This window comes from Pseudomonas sp. NPDC089569 (genome assembly GCF_050280625.1).
GTDB lineage: Bacteria > Pseudomonadota > Gammaproteobacteria > Pseudomonadales > Pseudomonadaceae > Aquipseudomonas.
Genome location: NZ_JBNNVQ010000152.1, coordinates 1 through 10,239, shown reverse-complemented (window position 1 = coordinate 10,239; position 10,239 = coordinate 1). Strand labels below are relative to the sequence as shown.

The window sequence follows — 10,239 nt, the reverse complement described above, 5'->3', positions numbered from 1 at the left end:
CCGCATCGGGGGTGCCATCGATGAAGCGCTTTTCCTGGAGTCGTGGCGCCAGGTGGTGGCGCTGCACCCGTCCCTGCGTGCCAGTTTCCAGTGGAGGGCAATCCTCTGGATGCTTATGCCAGCAACCTTAATGAGCTCGCACGCCAGGGTCGCATCGATCCGCTGGTAGGTCGTGAGCTGGAAGTCGAGCGTGTTGCGCAGATCCTGGCGCGGCGTCGCAAGAACAACCCGTTGCTGGTGGGTGAGGCGGGCGTGGGTAAAACCGCGATTGCCGAAGGCCTTGCCAAGCGCATTGTCGATAATCAGGTGCCGGACCTGCTGTCCCACAGCGTGGTCTACTCCCTCGATCTGGGGGCCTTGCTGGCCGGGACCAAATACCGCGGCGATTTCGAGAAGCGCTTCAAGGCGCTGCTGGGCGAATTGAAAAAACGTCCGCAGGCGATCCTGTTCATCGACGAAATCCACACCATCATCGGTGCAGGTGCTGCCTCCGGTGGCGTGATGGATGCCTCGAACCTGCTCAAGCCATTGCTGTCCTCCGGCGATATCCGCTGCATCGGTTCGACCACGTTCCAGGAATTTCGCGGTATCTTCGAGAAGGATCGTGCCTTGGCGCGTCGCTTCCAGAAGGTCGACGTGTCGGAGCCATCGGTGGAAGACACTGTGGGCATCCTGCGCGGTCTCAAGGGGCGTTTCGAACAGCATCACAATATCGAGTACAGCGATGAAGCGTTGCGCGCCGCCGCCGAACTGGCTTCGCGCTACATCAATGACCGGCACATGCCGGACAAGGCTATCGATGTCATTGACGAGGCGGGTGCCTTTCAGCGCCTGCAGCCGGTCGACAAGCGTGTAAAACGAATCGATGTGCCGCAGGTCGAGGACATCGTTGCGAAAATCGCGCGGATTCCGCCCAAGCATGTCACCAGTTCCGACAAGGAGCTGCTGCGTAATCTTGAGCGTGACCTGAAGTTGACGGTGTTCGGTCAGGATGCTGCCATCGATTCCCTGGCGACCGCGATCAAACTGTCTCGTGCAGGCCTCAAGTCGCCGGACAAGCCAGTCGGTTCGTTCCTGTTCGCAGGGCCTACCGGTGTCGGTAAAACCGAGGCGGCGCGTCAGCTGGCCAAGGCGCTGGGTGTCGAGTTGATTCGTTTCGACATGTCCGAGTACATGGAGCGTCATACCGTATCGCGTCTGATCGGTGCGCCTCCGGGTTATGTCGGATTCGACCAGGGTGGCCTGCTGACCGAAGCCATCACCAAGCAGCCGCATTGCGTGTTGTTGCTCGACGAGATCGAGAAGGCGCACCCGGAAGTCTTCAACCTGCTGTTGCAGGTCATGGATCACGGTACGCTGACCGATAACAACGGGCGCAAGGCGGACTTCCGTAACGTGATCGTCATCATGACGACCAACGCCGGCGCCGAAACGGCTGCGCGTGCGTCGATCGGCTTCACGCTACAGGATCATTCGTCCGATGCGATGGAAGTGATCAAGAAGAGCTTCACACCGGAGTTCCGCAATCGCCTGGACACCATCATCCAGTTTGGTCGCCTCAGTCATGAGGTCATCAAAAGCGTGGTGGACAAGTTCCTTATCGAACTTCAGGCGCAACTGGAGGACAAGCGTGTACTGCTGGAAGTCACCGACGCGGCCCGCAGCTGGCTGGCGGAAGGTGGTTACGACGCGATGATGGGTGCTCGTCCCATGGCGCGCCTGATCCAGGACAAGATCAAGCGTCCGCTGGCGGAGGAGATTCTCTTTGGCGAACTGGCCGAGCATGGCGGTGTGGTGCACATCGACATCAAGGATGGCGAGCTGACCTTCGAGTTCGAAACCACGGCCGAAATGGCCTGACGGTTATCGCGGCAAAGCAAAAAGGCGCCAATTGGCGCCTTTTTGCTTTGCGCCATTCTCCCTGTAGGAGCGAGCAGGCTCGCGATGGTCGTCAACGATAACGTGGGCATCCTGAATGCCAGTGGTGCCTGGATATCCATCGCGAGCCTGCTCGCTCCTACAGGGGGGGCGTGGGGCCAAACTGCAGACAAATAAAAAACGCCCGGTAGTGCCGGGCGTTTTTTATTGATTCGCTTAGCGAGCGCGGTAGGTGATGCGCCCTTTGCTCAAGTCATAGGGCGTCAGCTCGACGCGCACTTTGTCACCGGTAAGAATACGAATGTAGTTCTTGCGCATCTTGCCGGAGATATGCGCGGTTACGACGTGCCCATTTTCCAATTCCACGCGAAACATGGTGTTTGGCAGGGTGTCGACGACAGTGCCTTCCATTTCGAAGCTGTCTTCTTTCGACATGCAGTAAAGCCCTCGGTGTCCAGTGAATGGCCCGGTGCAACTGCGCCAGGCAAAATCGGCGTGCATTGTGCCCGAAAAATGGGGTTCAAGCCAAGGGGTTTAGGCTGTACGTTAGTTCAGGACGACCCAGCGCTGGTTCACCAGCAGCTCAATAGGGCGATATTGGGTCTTGTAGCTCATTTTTTTGCAGTTCTTGATCCAGTAGCCCAGGTACACCGCATCGAGGCCCAGGCGCCGGGCTTCGGCAATTTGCCAGAGGATGGCGTAGCGACCCAGGCTACGTCGTTCTTCAGCGGGCTCATAGAAGGTGTAGACCGCCGAAAGACCGTTCGGCAGCAGATCGGTGACGGCAATCGCCAGCAGCCGACCCTCGAGGCGGAATTCATAAAACCGTGAAAACGGCAGGTCGCGTACAAGGAATGTGGAAAATTGATCGCGGCTGGGCGGGTACATGTCGCCGTCGGCATGCCGCTCTTCGATATAGCGTTGATAAAGGTCGAAATATTCTTCGTTGAAACCCGGTTTGGCCGGGCGAACCTGCAGGTCGGCGTTGCGTTTGAAAATACGCTTCTGCTGGCGATTGGGGGTGAACTGTGCGACAGGGATGCGCGCCGGCACGCATGCATTGCAATTCTGGCAATGGGGGCGATACAGATGGTCGCCACTGCGACGAAAACCCATTTCCGACAGATCTGCATAGACATGCACATCCATGGGCTGGCTGGGGTCGAGAAACAGGGTCGTAGCCTGCTCATTGGGCAGATAGCTGCATGAGTGGGGCTGAGTGGCATAAAACTTCAAACGCGCCAACTCGGTCATGATCAACCCTCGGGATAAGCTTTTGAATAGGAGCGCATTCAACGGGTTTCCGGCGCGACGGGGAAACACTTTTTCGAGCGCCCCTCTAAGTGTAAGCCACGCCGGCAAAAGTCGCTCAGCAAACCCAGGTTGCCCGGCTGGGTTGATCCAGATACTGCGCCAGGTAACCGGCAAACGCACTGCGGGGAATCGAACGGGCGCCAAGGCTATGTAAATGGTTGGTGGGCATCTGGCAGTCGATCAGCACGAACCCTGCATCTTTCAGGTGTCGTACCAGTGTGGCAAAGCCATATTTGGATGCGTTGTCGGCATGGCTGAACATCGACTCGCCGAAAAACAGCCGTCCCATCGCCAGGCCATACAGCCCGCCAACGAGTGCGCCCTGGTCCCACACTTCCACCGAGTGTGCGTAGCCGCGTCTATGCAACTGCAGGTAGGCGTCCTGCATGGCCTGGGTAATCCAGGTGCCATCGGCATATTCCCGTGGTGCGGCGCAGGCACGGATGACGGCTGCGAAATCCTGGTCGAAGGTCACTTGATAGCGTTGTTGTCGCAGCAATTTGTTCAGGCTGCGGGAAATGTGCAGTTCGTCGGGAAACAACACGGTGCGCGGATCCGGCGACCACCAGAGTATCGGCTGACCCTCCGAGAACCAGGGAAAGCATCCGTGACGGTAAGCTTGTACCAGCCGGTCGGCGGACAGGTCGCCACCGGCAGCCAGCAGGCCGTTGGGGTCGCGCATGGCTTTTTCCAGCGGCGGGAAAGTCAGGGAGTTGCGTTGTAACCAAGTCAGCATGGCGTCCGGGCTTGCAGAAGGGGAGGGCGGTGGCGGGCACAACGCCCGCCACCCAGTGTGCCGTCAAACGGCGGGAAAGTCGTCGAGGTATTTTTCAGCATCCAGGGCTGCCATGCAGCCGGCCCCGGCAGAGGTCACTGCCTGGCGGTAAACATGATCGGCCACATCGCCCGCGGCGAACACGCCCGGGATGGCGGTTGCGGTCGCATCGCCTTCGCTTCCGCCCTTGACCTGCAGGTAACCGTCACGCATTTGCAGTTGACCGACGAACAGATCGGTATTGGGCTTGTGGCCGATGGCAATGAATACGCCGGCCACCGCCAGTTCCCTGGTATCTCCGGTATGGCTGTCGCGCAGGCGAGCGCCCGTTACTCCGCTGACATCGCCCAGTACTTCGTCCAGATTCTGGTTCCAGTGCAGGCGGACATTGCCATTGGCGGCTTTCTCGAAGAGCTTGTCCTGGAGGATCTTCTCGGCGCGCAGTTTGTCGCGACGATGGATCAGATGGACTTCCCTGGCGATGTTGGACAAATACAGTGCTTCCTCGACGGCTGTGTTGCCACCGCCGACCACGGCGACCACTTGATTGCGATAGAAGAAACCGTCGCAGGTCGCACAGGCCGACACGCCTTTACCGGCAAAGGTCTCTTCCGACGGCAGTCCCAGATATTGTGCCGAGGCGCCGGTGGCGATAATCAGGGCGTCGCAAGTGTAAGTGCCACTGTCGCCGGTCAATTCAAACGGGCGCTGTTGCAACTTGGCTGTATGGATATGGTCGTAAACGATCTGTGTATCAAAGCGCTCGGCGTGTTTTTGCATGCGTTCCATCAGGACCGGCCCGGTAAGTCCTTCGACATCGCCTGGCCAGTTATCGACTTCGACGGTGGTGGTGAGCTGGCCACCTGCCTGTATGCCGGTGATGACAACGGGTCTGAGGTTGGCGCGGGCGGCATACACGGCCGCGCTGTAACCGGCGGGGCCGGAACCCAGAATGATCAGGCGGTGATGTTGTGCTTCGCTCATAAAAACACCTCATAAGCCTTTGTCACAAAAGAGAATGCGTGCTCAAATTGAGTCGCATGTTATGTGTTTTTGACTATGCTGCATTCAAGTGTTTCAAGCATGGCATCGCACGTATAAACCCGTACAATGCCTGGTTGTAACAGCATTTGTAACAGAATTAGGGTCGCGCTTCGTGTTTATATAATCCGGGGCGCAATGTTAAAAGTAGTCCCGGTTGCGCCCGTCAACTTTTTTACCTGCCTGTATCGGGCGGTTTTTTGCGGTTGTTTATAGCCACTCAACAGATGGACGCGCCTTGGGCGCAGGAAAAGAAGCGTTTTGAAGAAATCCACCGAAGCACCCAAAACAGTCGTTCCGCTCTGGCGTCAGCAGTTGCACTACCGGCTCAAGGAAGGTGCATTGATTGCCATTGGTGCGCTGTGCCTGTTCCTGATGATGGCCTTGCTGACTTATGGCAAGGATGATCCGGGCTGGAGCCATAACAGCAAGATCGATGACGTTCAGAACTTCGGCGGGCCTGCCGGCTCCTACAGCGCCGATATCCTGTTCATGGTGCTCGGGTACTTTGCCTACATTTTTCCGTTGTTGCTGGCGATCAAGGCTTACCAGATTTTCCGCCAGCGCCACGAGCCGTGGCAGTGGAGCGGCTGGCTGTTCTCCTGGCGCCTGATCGGCCTGGTGTTTCTGGTGCTTTCCGGCGCCGCCCTGGCGCATATCCATTTCCATGCCGCGACGGGGCTGCCTGCCGGCGCCGGTGGCGCGCTGGGCGAAAGCCTGGGCGATCTGGCCAGGAATGCATTGAATATTCAAGGCAGCACGTTGCTGTTCATTGCATTGTTCCTGTTTGGCCTGACGGTGTTCACCGATCTGTCGTGGTTCAAGGTGATGGACGTCACGGGCAAGATTACCCTCGACCTGTTCGAGCTGTTCCAGGGCGTTGCCAATCGCTGGTGGGCGGCTCGTACCGAACGCAAGCAACTGGTGGCGCAATTGCGCGAGGTCGATGATCGTGTCGACGAGGTGGTCGCGCCAACCGTTACCGACAAGCGTGAGCAGGCCAGGGTCAAGGAGCGCCTGATCGAGCGTGAGCAGGCGCTGAGCAAGCACATGTCCGAGCGTGAGAAACAGGTGCCACCGGTCATTGCCCCGGCCCCGGTCAAACCGGCGGCGCCGAGCAAGCGCGTGGAAAAGGAGAAGCAGGCGCCGCTGTTCGTCGACAGCGCGGTTGAAGGCACCTTGCCACCGATCTCGATTCTTGATCCGGCGGAAAAGAAACAACTCAATTACTCCCCCGAATCCCTGGCGGCCGTCGGCCACCTGCTGGAAATCAAGCTCAAGGAATTCGGCGTCGAAGTGGCCGTGGATTCGATCCATCCGGGGCCGGTGATTACCCGATACGAGATTCAACCGGCGGCCGGGGTCAAGGTCAGCCGTATCGCCAACCTCGCCAAGGACCTGGCTCGTTCCCTGGCGGTGACGAGCGTGCGTGTCGTGGAAGTGATTCCGGGCAAGACCACCGTCGGTATCGAAATTCCCAACGAAGACCGGCAGATCGTGCGTTTTTCCGAAGTGTTGTCGACCACCGAGTACGACAACTTCAAGTCGCCGGTCACCCTGGCCCTGGGTCATGACATTGGCGGCAAGCCGGTCATCACCGACCTTGCGAAAATGCCTCACCTGCTGGTGGCCGGTACGACCGGTTCCGGTAAGTCGGTGGGTGTGAACGCGATGATTCTGTCGATCCTGTTCAAGTCCGGTCCGGAAGACGCCAAGCTGATCATGATCGACCCGAAAATGCTCGAGCTGTCGATCTACGAAGGCATTCCGCACCTGCTTTGCCCGGTTGTCACCGACATGAAGGACGCGGCCAACGCCTTGCGCTGGAGCGTTGCGGAGATGGAGCGGCGCTACAAGCTGATGGCGAAGATGGGCGTGCGAAACCTGTCGGGCTTCAACGCCAAGGTCAAGGAAGCCCAGGAGGCCGGCGAGCCGTTGAGCGATCCGCTGTACAAGCGCGAGAGCATCCACGATGAAGCGCCGCTGCTGACCAAGTTGCCGACCATTGTCGTGGTCGTCGACGAATTTGCCGACATGATGATGATCGTCGGCAAGAAGGTCGAAGAGCTGATCGCCCGTATCGCCCAGAAGGCCCGGGCTGCCGGTATCCACCTGATTCTTGCGACCCAGCGTCCGTCGGTTGACGTGATCACGGGTCTGATCAAGGCCAACATTCCAACCCGCATGGCGTTCCAGGTATCGAGCAAGATCGACTCGCGTACCATCATCGACCAGGGCGGCGCCGAGCAGTTGCTGGGCCACGGTGACATGCTGTACATGCCACCGGGCACCAGCCTGCCGATCCGGGTTCACGGCGCCTTCGTTTCCGACGACGAGGTGCATCGCGTGGTGGAAGCCTGGAAACTGCGCGGGGCACCGGAATACAACGACGACATTCTCAATGGCGTGGAAGAGGCGGGTAGCGGCTTTGAAGGCAGCAGCGGTGGCGGCGACGGCGATGACGCGGAAACCGACGCGCTGTACGACGAGGCGGTGCAGTTCGTCCTGGAAAGCCGTCGTGCGTCGATCTCGGCGGTTCAGCGCAAGCTGAAAATCGGCTACAACCGCGCCGCGCGCATGATCGAGGCCATGGAGATGGCGGGTGTCGTGACGGCCATGAATACCAATGGATCGCGTGAAGTGCTGGCCCCCGGTCCAGTGCGCGACTGATCCGAATTTCAAGGGATGGCGTCTCTGGGCGCCATCCGCACTCCCATGAATATCAAGAGGACTCCCATGCGTCTTATCCGCATGCTGTTGCTGCCGGTACTGGCTTTGACCACCCTCTCGGCCCACGCCGATGACAAGGACGTGGCGCGCCTGACCCAACTGCTGGAAAAATCCCAGACCCTGACCGCGCGCTTCTCCCAGTTGACCCTCGACGGCACCGGCACCCAGTTGCAGGAAACCGCCGGCCAGATGTCGCTGCAGCGCCCGGGGCTGTTCTACTGGCACACCGATGCACCGCAGGAGCAGGTGGTGATCTCCGACGGCCAGAAGGTCACGCTGTGGGACCCGGACCTGGAGCAGGTGACCATCAAGAAGCTCGATATGCGCCTGACCCAGACCCCGGCCTTGCTGTTGTCGGGTGACGTGTCGAAGATCAGCGAAAGTTTCAATATCAGCGCCAAGGAAGCGGGGGGTGTGGTCGACTTCGTCCTCAAGCCGAAAACCAAGGACACCTTGTTCGACAGCTTGCGCCTGTCGTTCCGCAACGGGCTGGTCAATGACATGCAACTGATCGACAGTGTCGGCCAGCGCACCAATCTGCTGTTCACCGGCGTGAAGGCCAACGAGCCGATTCCTGCATCCCGGTTCAAGTTCGACATCCCCAAGGGAGCCGATGTCATCCAGGAATAAAACGCGGCCCCCTGTACCTGTAGGAGCGAATTCATTCGCGATGGTCTCAAGAACACCGCTGGGTGTCAGGATACCAGCGTTATCGTTGACGACCATCGCGAGCTTGCTCGCTCCTACAGGGATCAGTTTCCAGATCAAACGAGGTTTCAACGATACGTGATGGACCTGTTTCGCAGCACCCCGATCGCGCAACCACTGGCCGCACGATTGCGCGCGACCAACCTGGACGAGTACGTCGGCCAGGAGCATGTGCTCGCTCGCGGCAAGCCGTTGCGCGAAGCGCTGGAGCAGGGTGCCCTGCATTCGATGATTTTCTGGGGACCGCCGGGAGTGGGCAAGACCACCCTGGCGCGGCTGCTGGCGGAAGTCTCCGATGCGCACTTCGAAACGGTGTCGGCGGTGCTGGCGGGCGTCAAGGAAATTCGTCAGGCCGTGGAGATCGCCAAGCAGCAGGCCGCCCAATACGGCCGGCGCACGATCCTGTTCGTTGACGAAGTCCATCGCTTCAACAAATCCCAGCAAGATGCCTTCTTGCCGTATGTCGAAGACGGCACGCTGATTTTCATCGGCGCGACCACGGAAAACCCCTCGTTTGAACTCAACAACGCCTTGCTTTCCCGTGCCCGGGTCTATGTGCTCAAGAGCCTGGACGAAGCGGCGCTGCGCAAGCTGGTGCATCGCGCGCTGAGCGAAGAGCGGGGGCTGGGCAAGCGCCAGCTGAGCCTCAGCGATGAAGGTTTTCAGATGCTGCTGTCGGCCGCCGATGGCGATGGCCGGCGTCTGCTCAATCTGCTGGAAAACGCCTCGGACCTGGCCGAAGACAGCAGCGAGATCGGCGTCGAACAGTTGCAGAGCCTCCTCGGGGATACCCGTCGACGCTTCGACAAGGGCGGCGAAGCGTTCTACGACCAGATTTCCGCACTGCATAAATCGGTGCGCGGTTCCAACCCCGATGCGGCGTTGTACTGGTTCGCCCGTATGATCGACGGTGGATGCGACCCGCTGTACCTGGCCCGGCGCGTGGTGCGCATGGCCAGCGAAGACATCGGCAACGCCGACCCGCGAGCCCTGAGCCTGTGCCTGGCGGCCTGGGAGGTACAGGAACGCCTGGGCAGCCCCGAAGGCGAACTGGCAGTGGCCCAGGCCATCACCTACCTGGCCTGCGCACCGAAAAGCAACGCGGTGTACATGGGGTTCAAGGCCGCCTTGCGCAGTGCTGCCGAACACGGTTCGCTGGAAGTGCCGCTGCACTTGCGCAATGCACCGACCAAGCTCATGAAGCAGCTCGGTTATGGCGATGAATACCGTTACGCGCACGATGAGCCGGATGCCTATGCGGCCGGCGAAGACTATTTCCCGGAAGAGCTCGATCCGCAGCCGTTCTATCAGCCGGTGCCCCGCGGCCTGGAATTGAAGATCGGCGAGAAGCTCAATCATTTGGCGCAACTTGATCGTTTGAGTCCTCGGCAGCGGAGAAAATAGTGGTTCCCTTGATCATTGCTGTTTCCCTTGGCGGTGTCGCCGGTACGCTGGTGCGCTTTGCTGCCGGTATCTGGATCAACGCTAATTACCCGCGGCACTTCTATACCGCGACGCTGGCCGTTAATATCGTCGGCTGTTTGCTGATCGGCGTTCTGTACGGCCTTTTTTTGATACGCCCGGAAGTCCCCATCGAGGTGCGCGCCGGGTTGATCGTCGGCTTCCTCGGAGGGCTGACGACTTTTTCATCCTTTTCACTGGATACGGTGCGCCTGCTGGAAAGCGGGCAGGTGCCGCTGGCCCTGGGCTATGCTGCCATCAGCGCGCGTTCGACAGCTGGTCGCAGACCCCGCCCAAGGAGCGCTCGCTGCTGTTGCTCAAACTGGCCGACG

7 protein-coding genes and 2 pseudogenes are annotated in these 10,239 nt (G+C 59.5%); 5 read left to right on the top strand and 4 right to left on the bottom strand.

The window, feature by feature from the left end; genetic code table 11:
- Positions 1 to 99: 99 nt before the first annotated feature.
- Positions 100 to 1,860 (top strand): annotated as a pseudogene (locus ACQKP2_RS30445) (AAA family ATPase); the annotation flags it as partial.
- A gap of 234 nt (positions 1,861 to 2,094) precedes the next feature.
- On the opposite strand, the gene infA reads toward ACQKP2_RS30445, so the two are convergent.
- The 4 genes from infA to trxB all read right to left on the bottom strand — a co-directional run bounded on the left by infA (position 2,095) and on the right by trxB (position 4,951).
- Positions 2,095 to 2,313, bottom strand: coding sequence for a translation initiation factor IF-1 (gene infA, locus ACQKP2_RS30440; protein ID WP_002553999.1), 219 nt, complete (start codon positions 2,311 to 2,313; stop codon positions 2,095 to 2,097).
- Between the two features lie 111 nt (positions 2,314 to 2,424).
- Entirely contained in the window at positions 2,425 to 3,132 is a 708-nt protein-coding gene (locus ACQKP2_RS30435; protein WP_427582026.1) for an arginyltransferase, read from the bottom strand.
- A gap of 115 nt (positions 3,133 to 3,247) precedes the next feature.
- On the bottom strand, positions 3,248 to 3,928 hold the full coding sequence (gene aat, locus ACQKP2_RS30430; RefSeq protein WP_427582025.1) for a leucyl/phenylalanyl-tRNA--protein transferase: 681 nt from the start codon (positions 3,926 to 3,928) through the stop codon (positions 3,248 to 3,250).
- A gap of 63 nt (positions 3,929 to 3,991) precedes the next feature.
- Positions 3,992 to 4,951: a thioredoxin-disulfide reductase gene (gene trxB, locus ACQKP2_RS30425; RefSeq protein WP_427582024.1), complete on the bottom strand. Its 960-nt coding sequence runs from the start codon at positions 4,949 to 4,951 to the stop codon at positions 3,992 to 3,994.
- Positions 4,952 to 5,269: 318 nt separating this feature from the next.
- On the opposite strand from trxB, the gene ACQKP2_RS30420 reads away from it, so the two are divergent.
- The 4 genes and pseudogenes from ACQKP2_RS30420 to crcB all read left to right on the top strand — a co-directional run.
- Entirely contained in the window at positions 5,270 to 7,678 is a 2,409-nt protein-coding gene (locus ACQKP2_RS30420; protein WP_427582023.1) for a DNA translocase FtsK, read from the top strand.
- 66 nt (positions 7,679 to 7,744) lie between these two features.
- A complete protein-coding gene (lolA, locus tag ACQKP2_RS30415) occupies positions 7,745 to 8,368 on the top strand; it encodes an outer membrane lipoprotein chaperone LolA (RefSeq protein ID WP_427582022.1) in 624 nt (207 codons plus the stop codon).
- Between the two features lie 159 nt (positions 8,369 to 8,527).
- Complete coding sequence (locus ACQKP2_RS30410; RefSeq protein WP_427582021.1) at positions 8,528 to 9,850, top strand: replication-associated recombination protein A; 1,323 nt, start codon at positions 8,528 to 8,530, stop codon at positions 9,848 to 9,850.
- Positions 9,850 to 10,170: pseudogene (gene crcB / locus ACQKP2_RS30405) on the top strand (fluoride efflux transporter CrcB); the annotation flags it as partial. The gene ACQKP2_RS30410 and the pseudogene crcB, both read left to right, overlap by 1 nt.
- Positions 10,171 to 10,239 lie beyond the last annotated feature (69 nt).

Excerpts from the sequence above, each read along its gene's own strand:
- aat (WP_427582025.1), bottom strand. The coding sequence starts at position 3,928 with ATGCTGACTTGGTTACAACGCAACTCCCTGACTTTCCCGCCGCTGGAA.
- lolA (WP_427582022.1), top strand. The coding sequence starts at position 7,745 with ATGCGTCTTATCCGCATGCTGTTGCTGCCGGTACTGGCTTTGACCACC.
- infA (WP_002553999.1), bottom strand. The coding sequence starts at position 2,313 with ATGTCGAAAGAAGACAGCTTCGAAATGGAAGGCACTGTCGTCGACACC.
- ACQKP2_RS30435 (WP_427582026.1), bottom strand. The coding sequence starts at position 3,132 with ATGACCGAGTTGGCGCGTTTGAAGTTTTATGCCACTCAGCCCCACTCA.
- ACQKP2_RS30410 (WP_427582021.1), top strand. The coding sequence starts at position 8,528 with ATGGACCTGTTTCGCAGCACCCCGATCGCGCAACCACTGGCCGCACGA.
- trxB (WP_427582024.1), bottom strand. The coding sequence starts at position 4,951 with ATGAGCGAAGCACAACATCACCGCCTGATCATTCTGGGTTCCGGCCCC.